Genomic DNA, 16703 nt, shown 5'->3' with positions numbered 1-16703 from the left:
CCCGATGGAAGCACGACGCACCGACAGTCCAGGCACGGGTGGGCGATTGGTGCAGCGGTTCAGGTCAGGTCGAGCGCGGCCTCCCGCAGCCCCGCCTCGACCATCAGATCGGCGGCCGTCGTCAGCCAGCCGGCGACCTGGAGCAGGGGCCACTCGGCCTCGTGGTCGAGGGACGCCGTCGCCGCGCACAGCCCGGCCTGGGCCACCGCCCGGCACGCCATGATGTTCATGACCAGGTGGTCGGCACACCGCGGCCAGTTCTGAAGTCGGCCCCGCACCGGGGCCCGGCCCCGCTGCAGGGTCCGCCGCGAGCCTCCGAGCGGTGGGGGCAGCGGGTTCCTTCTACGGAGGGTGGGAGGACGGGGTCCTTTCAGCCGGGGCGTGCGGGGACGAGCTCGAGCACGAGCGTGCCGGGATGGCGGGCCGAGGCCACGGGCACGAAGCCGAGACGCTCGTACAGGTGCCAGGCGGGATTGCCCTCCTCCACGCTCAGGCTCAGTGCGCTCAGGTAGCGGTGCCGCGCCTCGGTCACCGCTGCTGCGACGAGCGCACCGCCCAGGCCGGCACCCCGGTAGCCGGGGAGCACGCAGACACTGAGCTCCGGGACTCCCGCGCGCACGAAGCCGTATCCGGGACCGTCGGTGGGGAAATGCCTCACCCACACCACGCCCGTGGGCTCGCCGCCGATCGTGGCGACGATGCCGTAGTCGCCGTCCTCAGGGGTGAAGCGGTAGTACCCGGCCAGATGTGGAGCGGCGTCCATCTGGGCGAAGGACAAGCGCTCCCCGCACCAGTTGAGATTCATCCACGTCGCGGTGCGGATCAGGAACCGGTCGGCCGGCCGCAGCTTCCGGACGGTCACCGGCTCAGGCACGGCTGCTGCTCGCCACGGCGTCTCTGCTCCTCACGGCCAGCGGACGGCGGAGAGCACGACGCGCCCCTCGCGCATGGGCACGCCCTCCGAGGCGAGCAGCTCCAGCTGTCGCACGCGGACCGGCTCGGCGGCCGACCCGTCAGCGCGCACCACCCGGTACCACGGCACCGCGCCGCCACCGGACGACAGCGCCCGCGCGACCCGGCGTGGGCCGATGCCGATGAGCTGCCCGATGGCGCCGTAGGTGCTCACGCGGCCCGGCGGGATGCGCTCGACGACGTCGAACACCGCCTCGTCGACGTCGGCCGGGTCGGTCACCCGCTCATCGTCGGGCACGCGTCAACGACGGGGCATTGCCCCTCCACCCGGCCATTCCGTCCGGTCCGATGGCCGGTGGAGGGGCATCGCTCGGGGAGTGAGCCGGTCAGGTCGCCTTGCGACCGAACCGCGCCAGGAGTCGCACCTGCGGCGGAGCAGCGGCGGAGACGTCCAGCGGTGGGTCGAACAGCCCCGGCACGCCGTCCTCGGGGAGCTGCTCGGCGAAGACCAGCGCCGCGGTCACCAGCTCGCCGTCCAGCTCGGTGTCCCCTCCGGTGGCGTGGGCGAGGTCCCAGGCGTGCACGGTGAGGTCGGCGGTCATCTCGAGGATGTACTGGGTCGCCGGCGTCGGGCCGCGGGAGAGATGGACGGTCCGCATCAAGGCGTCGTCCTCGGCGAAGGCCGACAGCGCCCCGTCCGCGGCGGTCTCCCAGCCGGTGAACGGGTCGGTGCCCAGCAGGTCGGTGGTGTCCTCCGGGAACCGCCCCTCGGCGTAGGGCTCCCCGGCCAGCAGCGGCGGGACCCACAGGGCCTCGCTCACCAGGTGGGCGACCAGGTCGGCCACGGTCCACCCGGGGAGCGACTCGTCCTCCCACTGGTCGGAGCCCACGGCATCGACCCGGTCGGTGAACTGGTTCTGGGCACGCTGGAAGAGCTCGAGCAGCTCCACGGGCGAGAAGTCGGCCATGCCGCCAGTACACATGCCGAGGGCCCGGCCCGCCTCTCCGGGGAGAGGCGGGACCGGGCCCTCGTAACGCGATGGAACGGCCCCGCTGCAGGGCCCCGACGCGAGCGTGCGAGCGGTGGGGGCAGCGGGGTCCTTCCTCAATAGGTCGGCAGGGCCTTGTCGATCCGCGTCGCCCATGCGGTCACGCCGCCCTGGACGTGCACGGCGTCCTTGAAGCCCGCGTTCTTGACCGCGGCAAGTGCCTCGGCCGACCGGACGCCGGTCTTGCAGTGCAGCACGATCGGCTTGTCCTGCGGCAGCTCTGCCAGCGCACGGCCGGAGAGGATCTCGTCCTTGGGGATCAGCTTCGCCCCGGGGATCGACACGATCTCGTACTCGTTGGGCTCCCGGACGTCGATCAGCTCGAAGTCCTTGCCGGCGTCCATCATGTCCTTGAGCTCGTCGACGGTGATCGTCGAGCCCGCGGCCGCCTCCTGGGCCTCGGCCGACACGACGCCGCAGAAGGCCTCGTAGTCGATGAGCCCGGTGATCGGGTCACCCTCGGGGTCCTTGCGCACCTTGATCGTGCGGAAGGTCATCTCCAGGGCGTCGTAGACCATCAGCCGGCCGAGCAGCGTCTCGCCGATGCCGGTGATGAGCTTGACCGCCTCGGTGGCCTGGATGGCGCCGATCGTCGCGCAGAGGACGCCGAGCACGCCGCCCTCGGCGCAGGAGGGCACCATCCCGGGCGGCGGCGGCACCGGGTAGAGGTCGCGGTAGTTCGGGCCGTGCTCGTTCCAGAAGACCGAGACCTGCCCGTCGAACCGGTAGATCGAGCCCCAGACGTAGGGCTTGTTCAGCAGCACGCACGCGTCGTTGACCAGGTACCGGGTGGCGAAGTTGTCGGTGCCGTCGACGATGAGGTCGTACTGGCCGAAGATGTCGAGGACGTTGTCGCTGTCCAGCCGCGTCTCGTGCAGGCGGACGTCGATCAGCGGGTTGATCTCCTTGATGGAGTCCCGCGCGCTCTCGGCCTTCGACCGGCCCACGTCGGACTGGCCGTGGATGATCTGGCGCTGCAGGTTGGACTCGTCGACGGTGTCGAACTCGACGATGCCGAGGGTGCCGACCCCCGCCGCGGCGAGATACATGAGCACCGGGGAACCGAGGCCACCCGCCCCGACGGCGAGCACCTTGGCGTTCTTCAGCCGCTTCTGCCCGTCCATCCCGACGTCGGGGATGATCAGGTGGCGGCTGTAGCGGCGGACCTCGTCGATGGACAGGTCGGCGGCGGGCTCCACCAGGGGTGGCAGGGACACGTGTTGCTCCTCAGGTCGTCCGGCTACGGCCCACAGAGGCCGCCGATCGTGTGCCATAACAGCGTGGCACGGGGATCGAATTCCCTATTCCCGAAGGTCGCGTCGGGCGTACGCCACGACCCCGGCGAACCCCAGGACGGCGGCGACGGCGACCATGCCGACCGCCCCCACCAGGTCCGGCGGGTCGGCCGGCACCGATGCCACGTGCGCGAAGGGCGACAGCGCCCGCGCCGCCTCCGGCCAGCCGAAGGTGTCGGCGAACAGCAGCAGCAGGTACCCGCCGGCCGCCGGGAGGACCCCGATCGCCAGGACCGCGCCGGGGGCGTACCCGAGGGCGAAAAGCGCGGCCCCGAGGCAGAGGAGCGCGACGGGGACGACGTTCAGCGCACCCGCCAGTGCCTCTCCCGAGGTCAGCCCGGAGCCGACCCACGCCGCCCCGGCCCAGGTGGCCAGGCCGGCGACCGACGCGAGGACGACGCACCCCAGCGCCACGGTGGCCGCCTCCGTCCCCGCCCACCGCGCCCGGCGGACGGGCAGCGAGTAGAGCAGTGCGAGCCGGCCGGCCACCTCGTCGGCCGCGCTCGCCGCGATCCGGCTCGCGGCGAAGGCCCCGACGGGGACGGCGAGCAGCGAGAACAACGACGCGGCGTAGCCCTGCACGGTGAAGAGCTCGTCGAAGCCGGCCTCCACGGCCAGCTCGGCGAACTGGCGGTTCGCCTCGAGGAAGTCGGTCATCGCCGTCGCCAGCAGGCCGATGAGGAGGAAGTAGGCCCCCACCCCGACGCCCCACGTGACCAGCGCGCGCCGCACCCGGTGCACGCAGAGCCCGGGCAGGCTGCGCAGGAGCGGGCTCGGCGAGCGGGCGGTGTCCCGCCCGCCGAGCAGGCCGGCCCCGACGTCCCGTCGTCCGGCGAGCACCACGGCGATGACCGCCGGAACGACCGCCAGGGCGGCCAGGACGAGCAGCGGCGCCGCCCGGTCGTCGGCGTAGGGGGCGACCGTGGACAGCAGCCCGAAGGGGCTGAGCCAGCGCAACCAGCCGAGGGCGTCGACACCGTCGCCGACCATGCGCAGCAGCAGGCCCGCGAGCACGAGTCCCACGGCCAGCCCGGACGCCGCCCGGCGCTCGGCGAGCAGCTGGGCGGCGAGGCCTCCGCAGGCGGCCCCGGTCAGGCCGGCGCCGGCCACCACGGCGCCGAAGAGGAGCGCGCCGGTGGTGACGGTGCCGACGAGCAGCATCCCGATGGCCACGGCGACGCCGGGGAGCGCGGCCGCGACGAGGACGACGGCCAGCTGGCGCCGGACCAGCGTGGCCGCGCGGACCCGGCCCGCGAGCAGGAGGTCCCAGCGGCCGGACTCCTCCTCGCCCCGCGTCACCCGGGTGGCGGTGAGGGCCGCCCACACACCGGCCAGGACGGCGAGCACCGTGCCGGTGCGCCAGACGGTGAAGCCCCCCGCGTCGTCCAGGGCACGCGCCGGGCCGAACAGGGTCCGGATGGCCGGATTGTCGGCCAGCGCCGTCAGGGACCCTGTCGTCAGGGCGCCCTGGAACGTGCTCCGGTACTGGACGGCGACGAATGCGGCGAGGACGCCGGACAGCACCGTGACCACCAGGGTCCCGCGGCGCACCAGTCGCACCGCGAGCAGGACCACCCCGCGCGCGGGGGCCGAGGCCGTCGCCGCAGGGGCCTGTGGGCGCGTTGCCGTGCGGCTGGTCACGCCGACACCTCGCCGTAGTAGTCGAGGAAGATCTCCTCGAGCGACGGCTCGCGGACGTCGATGCGCGCGACGTCGGTCTCGCCGAGGGCCCGCAGCACGGGGCCGGGGGGACCGACGAGGGACAGCGTGAACTGCAGGCCGGAGGCCCAGCGCAGGTCGGTGACGCCGGGAAGGTCGGCGAGACCTCGCAGTCGGGGCGCCGGCCGGCTCAGGTCCACGGTGACCTCCGTCCGCCGGAGCCGGCGCAGCTCCTCGAGGCCGGCGACCTCGACCAGCCGGCCCGTGCGCAGGATGCCGACGCGCGAGCACACCGCCTCCACCTCGACGAGCTTGTGGGAGCTCAGGAACACCGTCTGCCCGCGCTCGGCCGCCTCGGCGATGCACCGCCGGAACTCCCGCTCCATGAGGGGGTCCAGGCCGCTCGTCGGCTCGTCGAGGACCAGCAGGGGCGCCCGCGTGGCGAAGGCGGCGACCAGCGCCACCTTCTGCCGGTTGCCGGTCGAGTAGGTGCGTGCCCGCCGGCCAGGTTCCAGGCCGAACCGGGCGACCAGTTCGTCGCGGTAGGCGAGGTCGGTGCCGGGACCGACGCCGGCCAGCAGGTCGAGGCACTCCTGGCCGGTGAACGCGGGCCACAGGGCGACGTCGGCCGGGACGTAGGCGAGATGGCGGTGCGCCCGCGCCACGTCGGCCACCGGGTCGTCGAAGATCCAGGCCGCCCCGTGCGTGGGGCGCAGCAGCCCCAGCAGCAGGCGAATGGTCGTGGACTTGCCGGCGCCGTTGGGGCCGAGGAACCCGAAGACCTCACCCGTCGGCACGGTCAGTGACAGGTCGTCCACCGCGAGCGTGGTGGAGAAGCGCTTGCTCAGGTTCTCGGCACGGAGTGCAGGAACGGCGGCAGGGAGGAGGGCCACGGGTGGACGCTCCGATCGCAGTCGGGAACACGACTGCCGACCAGGCTTCCCGGCGCACCGAGAACAACGCTAGACCCCGTGGTCCAGATCCATCACGACTTCTTTCCCGGTCAGGGGTAGGGCCAGGCGTTCCTCTGGCACCCGTCGAGGCCGAGGGTCTGCTGCTGCATCACCGGGGCGAGCTGACCCGTTCCAGGGCAGTCCTGGTGCCCGTTGCCGAGGGCGTGGCCGACCTCGTGGTTCACGACGTAGAGCCGGTAGGTGGCGACGTCGCCCTCGTAGTCGGGGACGGCGGTGGCCCACCGCGCCAGGTTGATGACGGCACGGTCCCCGTAGCGGCAGGAGGTGTAGCCGCCGGTGCCCACACCCGGGCAGTAGGTCTCCATGTTGCCGGGGCTGACCAGGCTGACCTTGAACTCGAACTGCCCGGCCGCGGCCTCGGCGACACCGACGCGCTGGAAGGACATCCGGCCCCCGCTCCCCCACGACCGGGGGTCGCCGAGGGTGGCCTCGACCGCCTGCGCGAAGGGGGCGCCCTCGACGCCGATGCCGTCCTCGACCTCGACGATGAAGCGGCGCAGCGGGCCGGTGCCGTAGACGGCGGAGGTCCCGTCGACGACCGAGAGCGTGCCGGCTCCCTTCTCCACGTAGCTCTCCACCCCGACGGTCGCCGGCGCCTCGCTGGGAGCGGCGTCACCCTGGGCCGGTGCAATTGGAGCGGCCTCGACCGCGGGCGGTGCCGGTTCGCCGGCTGCGGTCGTGGGCGCGTCGCCGAGGCTGGTGTCCGCAGGCACACCGGGCGAGGTGAGGGCCAGGTCGACCAGGGTCACGATCGTGGCGATGGTCAGCAGGGGGACGGCGTACGCGCGCCAGCCGTAGCGCCGGACGAAGCTGCCGAGACGCCCCGGTCGCCGGCCGACGACGGGTCGCCTGCGGGACGGATCCGGGAGCTCGATGCGGGCGACCAGCGGGGCCGGCCGCTCGACGGTGGAGACGAACCGTCCGGGAGGGGACGACGTCCCTGACGGGTCCGCGATCGAAGGCGCCGGTCGGGGGTGTACACGGCGCACGCCGTCGAGGCGCCCGCCCGAAGGACGGCCGTCGGCCGGACGTCCACCCACTGGCCGCACTCGTGCTCCTCGTTCGTGCTCCGGCGTCAGCTGGTCAGCGTCTCACGCCCCGTGGCGTGTCGACGGCAGCGTGGGGATCCCGGCACGCCGTCACCGTCTCCACCATCCCCAGTACCGCCCGGGCGGTCGCCTCCGGCGCCTCCAGCATGGCCACGTGCCCGACCCGCTCGAGCACCTGGAGCCGCGCGTCCGGGACGACGGAGGCCAGCCGTGGGGCGAGCGCCGGATCGACCAGCTTGTCGCGGGCGCCCCACAGCACCAGCGTGGGTGACTGCAGGGCGCGTGCGGCGCGCCAGGCGTTCGCCGCATCCACCCGCAGGTACGACGTCATCAGCCCACGCATGCTGCGGGTCAGCGCGTGGTCGGCCCAGGGCTGCGCGGCCCGGTCGCGCATCTCCTGGACGGCCTGATCGATCCGCTCCCGCGGCACCTTCGCCGGCTCGCCGAAGCACATCCGGATCATCCCCCGCACGCTCTGCTCCGGGGTGACGGCCCCGATGCGGCGGGCAGCCAGTGACGGGACGCCGGGCACGAGGAGGAGCAGCAGCGCGCGGCTGAACGCCGGCGGCACGCGGTAGACGGGCATGGCCGGGGAGATCAGCGTCAGCGTGGCCACGAGGTCGGGGCGCCGGGAGGCCACCAGGAGACTGACCAGGCCGCCCAGGGAGTTGCCGAGCAGGTGCACCGGCCGGCCCGCCGCCTCCCCCGGCTGCCGTGCGATGTGCTCGAGGACGTCGATCACCGCCCGCACGTGCCCGCTGATGGAGTAACGCCGCCGAGGCGGCGGCTGCGACCGTCCGAAGCCGGGCAGGTCGAGCGCCCAGCCGTCGAACCGGACCGCGAGCAGCGCGGCCAGGTCCGTCCAGTTCGTCGACGCACCACCGAGCCCGTGGACGTAGAGCGCCCGCTCGCGAGGTGCGTCGTCCGCCGGCCCGTCGACCGGCCCGGTCCAGGGGGTGGCCCGGACGAACACCTGCCCGCCGCGCACCGGCAGCTGCTCCCCGGGCCACGGCGGCAGCAGCGACGTCAGCGGGGGCAACGAGGTGGCCGACGGCCGGGCCGCCGGGACATCGGCGGCCGCGACGCGGGACGGAGGGTCTTCGGACATCCACTGGACGGTAATCGCAGGCCGGCCCGGCATGCGGTGGGGCAACCCGCCGGTAACATCCACCCTGTCATGCAGCCGCCTCGTTCCGCCCCCGTGAACAACCGGCGCACGTCCCGCCTCCCCCGGGGAGCCCGCCGGCTGCAGCTCCTGCGCGCCGCCCGCGACGTGTTCGTCGCCCAGGGTTTCCACGCGGCCGCCATGGACGACATCGCCGACCGGGCCGGGGTGAGCAAGCCGGTGCTCTACCAGCACTTCCCCGGCAAGCGGGAGCTCTACCTGGCGCTGCTGGAGGAACACGTCTCCGAGCTGGCCGACCGCGTCGCCGAGGCGATGGGCGGCACCGATGACAACCGGGCCCGCGTGAACGCGGCCGTCGGCGCCTACTTCGACTTCATCGACGCCGAGGGTGAGGCGTTCCGCCTGGTCTTCGAATCCGACCTGCGCAACGACACCGACGTCCGCGCGATCGTCGACCGCGGCACCAGCGTGTGCGTCGAGGCCATCGCCGGGGTGATCGCGGCCGACACCGGCGCTGACCCCGAGCGCGCGCTGCTCCTGGCCTCCGGACTGACCGGCTTGTCCGAGACGAGCGCCCGATGGTGGCTCCCGCGCAAGGGCACCGTCTCCCGCGACGAGGCGGTCGGCCTGGTCGCGGCCCTGGCCTGGCGGGGCATCTCCGGCTTCCCGCGGGTCGACGGCGAGCCGATCGCTCACTGAACAAGAGCCCCTGCCCCCGCCGCTCACAGGCTCACAGCGGGACCTGCAGGAGCCCCGTTCGCTGACGGCGCACCCGCACGGCGGGTCCTCGGCACGGCCGCTGGGCTAGCGTGGGGGCAGTCGCGCGAACCGAGGAGGCATCGCCCACGTGGAAGTCAAGATCGGCGTCCAGCACTCCCCCCGGGAGCTGGTCATCGACAGCCCCAAGACCCCCGATGAGATCGAGAAGGACGTGGCCGCGGCCATGTCCGGATCGACCAAGAACGGCCTGTTGACCCTGGTCGACGAGCGGGGTCGTCGCGTCGTCGTCCCCGTCGACCGGATCGCCTACGTCGAGATCGCGCAGGCCGATCAGCGCCGCGTCGGCTTCATCGTCGGGGCGTGACGGCGCGGAGTCGCGCTGGTTGCACCGCCTGATCGTCCGCACGTCCCCGACGGGGCGCCCTCCGCTCACCGTGGGGGGCGCCCCGTCGGTCGTTCTCCGCTCCGACGCACCGTTCGCCCTCAGCGTCGTGCTAGGGCGTGAGGTCGACGACGGTCCGCCACTGCTCCGGCCGGCCGGCGGTCTCGGCCACCAGGTCGGCGTAGAGCGCGGCGACCCGGTCCGGGTGGATCTGCCGGTCCTCACCCACGAAGCCGCGGACCGTCGCCGTCGCGACGTGGATCCCCTCGGCCGCCAGCGCGCGGGCCTGCACCTCTACGAGCGCCCGTAGCGCGGCCTTCTGGACCCCGAGAGTCGCCATCGAGGTGACCGGGCGGTCCGCTGACCCGCCGCCGGTGACCAGCACGGTGCCCGAGCCGCGTTCACGCATGCCCGGCAGGACAGCGCGCACGGCGGTCTGCAGGCCCACCGCACCGGCGGCGAGATCAGCGAGAAGGTCCTCCGGCGTCAGCTCGGGCACGGCGACCTGGCGGCCGACCGACACGTTGTAGAGCAGGACGTCGACGGGCCCGAGCGCTGCCGAGAGGGCGTCGACGGCGGCGGTGAGGGACGCGGGATCCCCGGCCTCGGCGGTCACCCACTCAGCGCGGACGCCGTCCCTCCGCAGGGCGGCACCGAGCTCCGCGAGCGGCCCCTCGCGCCGCGCGACCAGGCCGACGGCGTGGCCCTCGGCGCCCAGCCTCCTGGCCGTGGCGGTGGAGATACCGGGTCCGGCGCCGACGACGAGCAGATGCGGCACGAGAACTCCCTCAGGGGTTGAGGCCCAGGACCTTCATGCGCTCGGTGTGTGCGGCGGTGATCCGCTCGATCAGCCGGGCGACGCCGGAGAGGTCACCGGTGCCGCCGATGATCAACTCGGCCAGCCGGTCGTGCTCGGCGATCACGGCCTGCGACTGGCTCATCGCCTCCCCCACGAGCCGCCGTCCCCACAGGGACAGCCGGCCGGGGAGCTTGCGGTCGGCCTTGATCGCCGCCCGCACCTCTCGGACGGCGAAGTCGGCATAGCCGGTGTCGGCGAGCACCTCCAGCACCAGCGCCCGGTCGGGGTCGGGCAGGAGCGCGGCGATCTCGCGGTAGAAGTCGGTGGCCAGCCCGTCACCGACGTAGGCCTTGACCAGACCCTCGAGCCAGGTGCTGGGACGGGTGCTCTCGTGGAAGGCGTCGAGCGCCCGGACGAACGGCGCCATGGCCTCGCCCGGGTCGACCCCCAGCTCACCGAGCCGCTCGGTGAGCCGGCCGTGGTGGCCGATCTCGGCTGCCGCCATCCTCGCCAGCGCGGCCCGACCGGAGAGCGTCGGCGCCATGCGGGCGTCCTCCGCGAGCCGGTCGAACGCTGTCAGCTCGGCGTAGGCCAGCGCGCCCAGCAGGTCCACGACGGCACTGCTGTCGACCGGGGTCGTCACACACATCTCCTGAGGTCCTCGGGGTGCCGGACACCGGTCGCGGCCGGAGGTGCAGCTGACCGTGGCAGCGCGGCGCGCAGAGGCTAACCGGTGCCCGCGCTACCATGGCAGTCGGCGTACCTCCGGGTGCGCCGTGTATCTGTGCGCTGACAACCGCTGGACGACGCCCCGAAGGGCTGTCTCCCGGGTTCTGTCGCCCGGTCTGCTGGCCGCGTCGGCGCTGGAACTGATCCCGCGACAACCGACCGGGACAGGTCCGACGCAGCGGAACTCCGCCGCCGGAGCCGGTCCCCCATCAGACCAGAGGCGAGAGCACTGACCTCCACCGAGAACACCGCCATGTCCACCGAAGCCACTGCGCTCGAGCGCGCCGAGACCGGCGCCCCCGCTCCCGAGGAGCTGGAATCGCAGGTCGAGGAGCTGGGCGGCGCCCCCGTCGCCGTCGACAGCCCGCTGTTCAGCGACTTCGACGTCCACCCCGACATCGTCGCCGCGCTGGCCGACGTCGGGATCACCCGCACCTTCGCCATCCAGGAGCTGACCCTCCCGCTGGCGCTGGCCGGCAACGACCTGATCGGCCAGGCCCGCACGGGCACCGGCAAGACCCTCGGTTTCGGCGTCCCGCTGCTGCAGCGGGTCAGCCCGCCGACCGAGGGCGGCGACGGCGTCCCGCAGGCGCTGGTCGTCGTCCCCACCCGTGAGCTGTGCGTGCAGGTGGCCCGCGACCTGGGCACCGCCGGCGCCCGGCGCGGCATCCGCGTGCAGGCCATCTACGGCGGCCGCGCGTTCGAGCCGCAGGTCTCCGCGCTGCAGGCCGGTGTCGAGGTCGTCGTCGGAACCCCGGGGCGGCTGCTCGACCTCGCCCAGCAGGGCCACCTGATCCTGGGGAAGGTCAAGGTCCTGGTCCTCGACGAGGCCGACGAGATGCTGGACCTGGGCTTCCTGCCCGACATCGAGCGGATCCTGGCGATGGTCCCGGACAAGCGGCAGACGATGCTGTTCTCCGCGACCATGCCCGGCCCGATCGTGACGCTCTCCCGGTCGTTCATGACCCAGCCCACGCACATCCGGGCGCACGGCAACGACGAGGGCTCCACGGTTCCGCAGACCACCCAGTTCATCTACCGGGCACACAACCTGGACAAGCCCGAGCTGCTGGCGCGCGTGCTGCAGGCGCGTGACCGCGGCCTGGCCATGGTCTTCTGCCGCACCAAGCGGACCGCGCAGAAGGTCGCCGACGAGCTGGTCGACCGCGGGTTCGCCGCGGCCGCCGTGCACGGCGACCTCGGCCAGGGCGCCCGCGAGCAGGCGCTGCGCGCCTTCCGCAGCGGCAAGGTGGACGTCCTGGTCGCCACCGACGTCGCCGCGCGCGGCATCGACGTCACCGGCGTCAGCCACGTCGTGAACTACCAGTGCCCCGAGGACGAGAAGACCTACGTGCACCGGATCGGCCGCACGGGCCGCGCCGGCAGCACCGGCGTCGCCGTCACGCTCGTCGACTGGGACGACATCCCCCGGTGGCAGCTGATCAACAAGGCGCTCGACCTCGACTTCGCCGACCCGCCGGAGACCTACTCGACCTCGAAGTGGGTCTACACCGACCTCGACGTCCCCGAGACCGCCACCGGCCGGCTGCCCCGTTCGCAGCGCACCCGCGAGGGCCTGGGGGCCGAGACCCTGGAGGATCTCGGCGAGACCGGCAAGCGCAACCGTCCGGCACAGTCCGGTGGCCGTGACGGGGGCGGGCGTGGCGACTCGCGCGGCCCCGCTGACGGCCGCCAGGGCGAGTCCTCCGGCCCCTCCGGTGACGGGGAGCAGGGTGCCGGGGTCGGCAAGAGCCGTCCGCGGCGTCGCACCCGTGGCACCCGCTCGGCTGCCGCCGGCGGTGAGGCGGCTCCGGCCGCGACGACGGAGTCGGCTCCGTCGGAGGGCACGGCGACCAAGCCGCGCCGCCGTCGTCGTCGCGGCGGTGCCAACCGCGGGGGTGGCGGCTCCGAGTCCGCCGTCTGAGAAAGGGACCCCCCTGCCCCCGCCGCTCGCACGCTCGCGACGGGACCCTGCAGGGGGGCCACCCTTCTCCACTCTGGAGGTGGCCAACGATGCGTCTACCGCTGCGGGTGTGGGGCTGGACGGCGGCCACGGTCGCGCTGCTGCTCGTCGCCACCCTGCTGTGGCGGGGCTCGGACGCGGCCGCCACGGAGAGCACCACCGCAGCACCGGCCGACGTCCCCACGGGGCAGCCGGCCGGTGCCGTCTCCCAGGCGTGGTCGGCCGACGGCGCACCGAACCCCGACACGGTCGTGCAGGACGGGCGGGTGCTCGTCGGCTCGGCGCACGGCGTCCGCGCGCTGGATCCGCTCACCGGCGAGGAGGCGTGGCACTACACGCGGGCCAATGCTCGGATGTGCGGCCTCACGGTCACCGACGGCGTGGCGGTGGCGGTGTTCGCCACCGAGGACCGCTGTGACGAGGCGGTCGCCCTGGACGCGGGTACGGGGGTCCGGACATGGACGCGCAGCCTCAACCTCGCCGGTGACGCGGTCCTCGACTCGACCGCTGCCATCGTGCTGGCCAGCAATCCGACGGGTCTGGTCACCTTCGATCCGACCGGCAGCAACATCCGCTGGCGCCACGCCCCCCCGGAGGGATGCCGGCTGCTGGCCGCCGAGGCGGGCAGTAGCGGCGTCGCCGTCCTGCAGCGCTGTGCGGGCACCACGGAGGTGCAGGTGCGACTGCTGGACGGCTTCTCCGGATCGGCCCACTGGAGCCGCGCCCTGCCGGTTGCCGAGGGCGCCGCCGTCGAGCTGCTGGGCGCGGACACAGCGGTGACCGTGCGCGTCGGGGACGTGGTGCAGACACTGGCCGGCCCGGACGGCAGTGTGCTGGCCCGGCTGCCGATCGCCGCGGGGGACGACGTCCAGCAGGCGACCGTCGGCTCGGTCTCGTTGGTCCGGGTCGGCGGACGAGTGTCGGCGCTGGACGCGGTGTCGGGTGCCGCGCTGTGGGAGGCCTCCGCGACCGGGCTTCCGGTGACGTCCGGAGCCGTCGACGACACCCACACCCCCACCGGGCTCGTGCTGCCCGACGAGGACGGGTTCTCCTCCCGCGATCCGACCACCGGCGTGGAACTCGACCGGTTCGCGGTGGCCGGCCTGCCCGACGGCGGGACCGCCTCCGCGATCGGACCGATCGCCGTCCTGCGGCTGGACGGCCGGGTGCTCGGCTACCGCTGAAAGAGGACCACCCTTCCCCCCACGCCTCGGTGAAGGACCCCGTCCTCCCCACCCCTCGCAAGCTCGGGGCGGTGCCCTGGACGGGGCCACCCCTGAAGGATGGCCGATCAGCGGTGCAGAGCAAATGCAGGGCAGACTCGGGGAATGGTCCTGCCCGGCGGTCCCGACTTCTCCGTGTCCCTCGCCATCGCGCCCGACGACCTGCGGCAGCTCGCCGATCACGGCGCGACGCACCGCACCTTTCCGGGGCGCGCGGGCCCGCTGACCGCCCTGGACACCGGCGGCGAGGCGGTGCGCGGCACCGCGCTCCTGGTCGCCGGATACACCGGCAGCAAGGAGGATTTCGCGCCGCTGCTGGCCCCGCTGGCCGAGGCGGGCTACCGGGTGGTCGCCCTCGATCAGCGCGGCCAGTACGAGTCCCCCGGGCCCGACGACCCGGCGGCCTACTCGGTGACCGAGCTCGGCCTCGACGTGGTCGCCGTCGCCCGTGTGCTGCGCGAGGAGTCCGGCGAGCCGCTGCACCTGCTCGGCCACAGCTTCGGCGGACTGGTCACGCGGGCCGCGGTGCTCGCCGAGCCGACGCTCTTCACCTCGTTCACCCTGCTCGGTTCCGGGCCCTCGAAGCTCGGGGGCCGGCGGGCGGAGCTCCTCGACCACCTCGGCCCGCTCCTGGACGCCGGCGGCGTGCCGCTGGTGCACCAGACGCTCGAGCAGGTCGCCATGACCGACCCGAAGGCGCAGGCGGTCCCGGCGCCGACCCGGGAGTTCTACTCCCGCCGGTTCCTGCGCAACTCCGCGGCCGGCCTCCGGGGCATGGCCGACGCCATGCTCGACGAGCCCGACCGCGTGGCCGAGCTGGCCGCCACCGGGCTCCCGCTGCTGGTGGCGCACGGCGAGGCGGACGACGCGTGGCTGCCGCACGTGCAGGCCGACATGGCCGAGCGGCTGGGGGCCCGCCACGAGGTCATCAACAACTCGATCCACTCCCCCGCGGTGGAGAACCCGACGAGGACCCTGGAGGTGCTGCTCGACTTCTGGGCGGACGCCTCGGCCCGCTCGTGAACAGGCTCGCGCCGCTGCCGTCGCCCGACGAGTGGACGGCAGAGGAGGACCGGCTCGGATTCTTCGGCCCGGACAGTGTCACCTGGCGCATCCACGCCGATCCGTCGTACCACCTCGGCGGAATGCGTGCGCTGATGCTGCAGGCGCTCCACCCCGTGGCCATGGACGGCGTGGCGCGCAACTCCGCCGGCTTCCGCGACGAGTGGTGGATGCGCATGACCCGCACCGGTCAGTACGTGGAGACGGTGACCTTCGGCACGCGGACCGAGGCACGGCGCATGGCCGCGCGCGTGCGGGGACTGCACCGCCAGCTGTCCGGGGTCGAGGAGACGACAGGGCGGGCGTATCGCGTCGACGATCCGGACCTCCTCCTGTGGGTGCACGCCTGCGAGGTGGAGTCGCTGCTGACGACCGCGCGCCGGGCCGGTGTGCCGCTGTCGGACACCGACGCCGACCGCTACGTGCTCGAGCAGGTCGCCTCGGCGCAGCTGATCGGCGTGCCACTGGCGACGGTGCCGACGTCGGTCGCCGAACTGGACGCCTACTTCGAGATCGTCCGCCCGTCGCTCGCCGCGACGCCCGCAGCCGTGGAAGGGGTCCGCAGGCTGTTCCTCCCTCCGATGCCCGGCTGGCTGCAGGTGCTCACGCCGGCCCGCCCGGCATGGGGCACGCTCGCCTCCCTGGGGATGGCGCTGCTTCCGGCCTGGGCTCGCCGCATGTACTCGCTGCCCGGCCTGACGCTGACCGATGCCGCTGCCACGGCGGGACTCAAGGCCTTCCGAGCGGCATTCCTGGCGCTTCCGGAGCGGGCGCGATGGTCGCCGACGGTGCGGGCCGGCTTCGAGCGAGCGGCGGCCGTGGAGGACCTGACCGCCTGACGCGCCCCGACGTTCGGCGACCGTCGGGATGCCCCGGGTGGCCGCCTCAGTGTCCGGCGTCGTCCTCGGGCAGGAAGCTCCACGTCTCCCGCGCCGGGACGGCGGCCTGGCCGGTGGGGCAGCTGGGCCGGAAGTCGCACCAGCTGCACTGCTTGCCGGGGACGGCCGGGAACGCGACGTCCGGCTCCTCGCCCGCCGCCATCCTCTCCGTGGCCGCGGTGATGTCCAGCGCGATGTCCTCCGCCCGCCGCACGTGGTTGGCCAACGAGCGCTCGGTGTGCTCGAAGGAGGCCACCGTGCCGCTGGGCAGGTGGTGCAGTTCCACCCGGCTGCACGGGCGACGCAGCGTCCGACGCACCCCCAGCACGTAGGCGGCCAGCGCCGGTGACCCGCGGGCCTCGTCGTCGGTGCTGACCGCCCGGCCGGTCTTGTAGTCGACGACCACCAGCTCGTCGCCACGCTGGTCGATGCGGTCCACCCGGCCCGACAGCGCCAGTCGCTCGGTAGTGGCTCCGACGGTGCGCTCGTTGCCCACCGGTTCATCGGTCGGGTCCAGCGTCGCCACGTAGTCGGTCAGCCAGCCGGCTGCGCGCGCCCGCCACCGCTTGGCCTGTTCGGCGTCCCGGAACCCGTTCTGCGACCAGGCCCCGTACAGCAGCTGCCGCGCGGCGCCGGTCGTCCGCTTCTCCACCGGCAGGTCCCACCACGAACGCAGGGCGGCGTGCACGGCCGCGCCGACGGTGTTGTGCGCCCAGGCCGGCCCCTTCGGCGGCGTCGGCCGGTCGACGTAGGCGTAGCGGTAGCGGCGGGGACAGTCGGCGAACGAGGCGAGCTTGCTCGGCGTCGCGGAGAACAACCGCCGCGGCATCCCCGGCATCTCCAGCTGCGCGCTCATGCGGTGGCCCTCCCCATGCCACTCACG

At 73.7% G+C, this 16703-nt stretch carries 18 protein-coding genes; 6 read left to right on the top strand and 12 right to left on the bottom strand.

Annotated elements, in window-relative coordinates:
* Window positions 1–59: 59 nt before the first annotated feature.
* The 9 genes from CHB94_RS25320 to CHB94_RS18235 all read right to left on the bottom strand — a co-directional run bounded on the left by CHB94_RS25320 (window position 60) and on the right by CHB94_RS18235 (window position 8046).
* Window positions 60–230 carry a hypothetical protein gene (locus CHB94_RS25320; RefSeq protein ID WP_176445623.1) on the bottom strand — a complete coding sequence of 57 codons (171 nt, stop codon included), beginning with the start codon at window positions 228–230 and terminating at the stop codon, window positions 60–62.
* A 140-nt stretch (window positions 231–370) separates the two neighbouring features.
* Window positions 371–874 carry a GNAT family N-acetyltransferase gene (locus CHB94_RS18270; protein ID WP_254920749.1) on the bottom strand — a complete coding sequence of 168 codons (504 nt, stop codon included), beginning with the start codon at window positions 872–874 and terminating at the stop codon, window positions 371–373.
* A gap of 30 nt (window positions 875–904) precedes the next feature.
* On the bottom strand, window positions 905–1210 hold the full coding sequence (locus tag CHB94_RS18265; RefSeq protein WP_217899370.1) for an MGMT family protein: 306 nt from the start codon (window positions 1208–1210) through the stop codon (window positions 905–907).
* Between the two features lie 88 nt (window positions 1211–1298).
* The gene (locus CHB94_RS18260) at window positions 1299–1880 is read right to left on the bottom strand and encodes a TIGR03086 family metal-binding protein (RefSeq protein WP_089337984.1); all 582 of its coding nucleotides are present in this window, start codon (window positions 1878–1880) and stop codon (window positions 1299–1301) included.
* Between the two features lie 137 nt (window positions 1881–2017).
* Window positions 2018–3178 (bottom strand): adenylyltransferase/sulfurtransferase MoeZ, encoded by a 1161-nt coding sequence (moeZ, locus tag CHB94_RS18255; RefSeq protein WP_089337983.1) that lies wholly within the window; start codon window positions 3176–3178, stop codon window positions 2018–2020.
* 84 nt (window positions 3179–3262) lie between these two features.
* On the bottom strand, window positions 3263–4897 hold the full coding sequence (locus tag CHB94_RS18250) for an ABC transporter permease (protein ID WP_141137546.1): 1635 nt from the start codon (window positions 4895–4897) through the stop codon (window positions 3263–3265).
* Window positions 4894–5808 (bottom strand): ABC transporter ATP-binding protein, encoded by a 915-nt coding sequence (locus tag CHB94_RS18245; protein ID WP_089337981.1) that lies wholly within the window; start codon window positions 5806–5808, stop codon window positions 4894–4896. The genes CHB94_RS18250 and CHB94_RS18245 overlap by 4 nt, the downstream gene beginning before the upstream one ends.
* A 110-nt stretch (window positions 5809–5918) precedes the next feature.
* Window positions 5919–6878, bottom strand: a complete 960-nt coding sequence (locus tag CHB94_RS18240) for a DUF3152 domain-containing protein (protein ID WP_089338006.1) — start codon at window positions 6876–6878, stop codon at window positions 5919–5921.
* 94 nt (window positions 6879–6972) lie between these two features.
* Window positions 6973–8046: an alpha/beta fold hydrolase gene (locus tag CHB94_RS18235; RefSeq protein ID WP_089337980.1), complete on the bottom strand. Its 1074-nt coding sequence runs from the start codon at window positions 8044–8046 to the stop codon at window positions 6973–6975.
* Between the two features lie 69 nt (window positions 8047–8115).
* Between CHB94_RS18235 and CHB94_RS18230 the strand changes: the two genes are divergently transcribed.
* Together CHB94_RS18230 and CHB94_RS18225 are read left to right on the top strand one after the other, a co-directional pair.
* On the top strand, window positions 8116–8763 hold the full coding sequence (locus CHB94_RS18230) for a TetR/AcrR family transcriptional regulator (RefSeq protein WP_089337979.1): 648 nt from the start codon (window positions 8116–8118) through the stop codon (window positions 8761–8763).
* Between the two features lie 148 nt (window positions 8764–8911).
* Entirely contained in the window at window positions 8912–9148 is a 237-nt protein-coding gene (locus CHB94_RS18225; RefSeq protein ID WP_089337978.1) for a DUF3107 domain-containing protein, read from the top strand.
* A gap of 130 nt (window positions 9149–9278) precedes the next feature.
* On the opposite strand, the gene CHB94_RS18220 is transcribed toward CHB94_RS18225, so the two are convergent.
* Window positions 9279–9944, bottom strand: coding sequence for an SDR family oxidoreductase (locus CHB94_RS18220; protein WP_089337977.1), 666 nt, complete (start codon window positions 9942–9944; stop codon window positions 9279–9281).
* A 10-nt stretch (window positions 9945–9954) separates the two neighbouring features.
* On the bottom strand, window positions 9955–10608 hold the full coding sequence (locus CHB94_RS18215) for a ferritin-like fold-containing protein (protein ID WP_254920748.1): 654 nt from the start codon (window positions 10606–10608) through the stop codon (window positions 9955–9957).
* A gap of 339 nt (window positions 10609–10947) precedes the next feature.
* On the opposite strand from CHB94_RS18215, the gene CHB94_RS18210 reads away from it, so the two are divergent.
* The 4 genes from CHB94_RS18210 to CHB94_RS18195 all read left to right on the top strand — a co-directional run bounded on the left by CHB94_RS18210 (window position 10948) and on the right by CHB94_RS18195 (window position 15781).
* Window positions 10948–12618 (top strand): DEAD/DEAH box helicase, encoded by a 1671-nt coding sequence (locus CHB94_RS18210; protein ID WP_089337975.1) that lies wholly within the window; start codon window positions 10948–10950, stop codon window positions 12616–12618.
* A gap of 89 nt (window positions 12619–12707) precedes the next feature.
* The gene (locus CHB94_RS18205; RefSeq protein ID WP_089337974.1) at window positions 12708–13841 is read left to right on the top strand and encodes an outer membrane protein assembly factor BamB family protein; all 1134 of its coding nucleotides are present in this window, start codon (window positions 12708–12710) and stop codon (window positions 13839–13841) included.
* Window positions 13842–13985: 144 nt separating this feature from the next.
* The gene (locus CHB94_RS18200; RefSeq protein WP_089337973.1) at window positions 13986–14903 is read left to right on the top strand and encodes an alpha/beta fold hydrolase; all 918 of its coding nucleotides are present in this window, start codon (window positions 13986–13988) and stop codon (window positions 14901–14903) included.
* Entirely contained in the window at window positions 14900–15781 is an 882-nt protein-coding gene (locus CHB94_RS18195) for an oxygenase MpaB family protein (protein WP_089337972.1), read from the top strand. Before CHB94_RS18200 ends, CHB94_RS18195 begins: the two co-directional genes overlap by 4 nt.
* A gap of 46 nt (window positions 15782–15827) precedes the next feature.
* Here CHB94_RS18195 and CHB94_RS18190 read toward each other — a convergent pair whose 3' ends face one another.
* Window positions 15828–16676 (bottom strand): RecB family exonuclease, encoded by an 849-nt coding sequence (locus CHB94_RS18190; protein ID WP_254920747.1) that lies wholly within the window; start codon window positions 16674–16676, stop codon window positions 15828–15830.
* Between the last annotated feature and the right edge of the window lie 27 nt (window positions 16677–16703).

The sequence above is a fragment of the Blastococcus mobilis genome (genome assembly GCF_900188025.1).
Taxonomy (GTDB): Bacteria; Actinomycetota; Actinomycetes; order Mycobacteriales; family Geodermatophilaceae; genus Blastococcus_B; species Blastococcus_B mobilis.
The sequence above is the reverse complement of the archived record's forward strand: the minus strand, read 5'-3'. Positions and strand labels throughout refer to the sequence as shown.

Excerpts from the sequence above, each read along its gene's own strand:
- CHB94_RS25320 (WP_176445623.1), bottom strand. The coding sequence starts at position 230 with ATGAACATCATGGCGTGCCGGGCGGTGGCCCAGGCCGGGCTGTGCGCG.
- CHB94_RS18260 (WP_089337984.1), bottom strand. The coding sequence starts at position 1,880 with ATGGCCGACTTCTCGCCCGTGGAGCTGCTCGAGCTCTTCCAGCGTGCC.
- CHB94_RS18235 (WP_089337980.1), bottom strand. The coding sequence starts at position 8,046 with ATGTCCGAAGACCCTCCGTCCCGCGTCGCGGCCGCCGATGTCCCGGCG.
- CHB94_RS18230 (WP_089337979.1), top strand. The coding sequence starts at position 8,116 with ATGCAGCCGCCTCGTTCCGCCCCCGTGAACAACCGGCGCACGTCCCGC.
- CHB94_RS18210 (WP_089337975.1), top strand. The coding sequence starts at position 10,948 with ATGTCCACCGAAGCCACTGCGCTCGAGCGCGCCGAGACCGGCGCCCCC.
- CHB94_RS18205 (WP_089337974.1), top strand. The coding sequence starts at position 12,708 with ATGCGTCTACCGCTGCGGGTGTGGGGCTGGACGGCGGCCACGGTCGCG.
- CHB94_RS18200 (WP_089337973.1), top strand. The coding sequence starts at position 13,986 with ATGGTCCTGCCCGGCGGTCCCGACTTCTCCGTGTCCCTCGCCATCGCG.
- CHB94_RS18190 (WP_254920747.1), bottom strand. The coding sequence starts at position 16,676 with ATGAGCGCGCAGCTGGAGATGCCGGGGATGCCGCGGCGGTTGTTCTCC.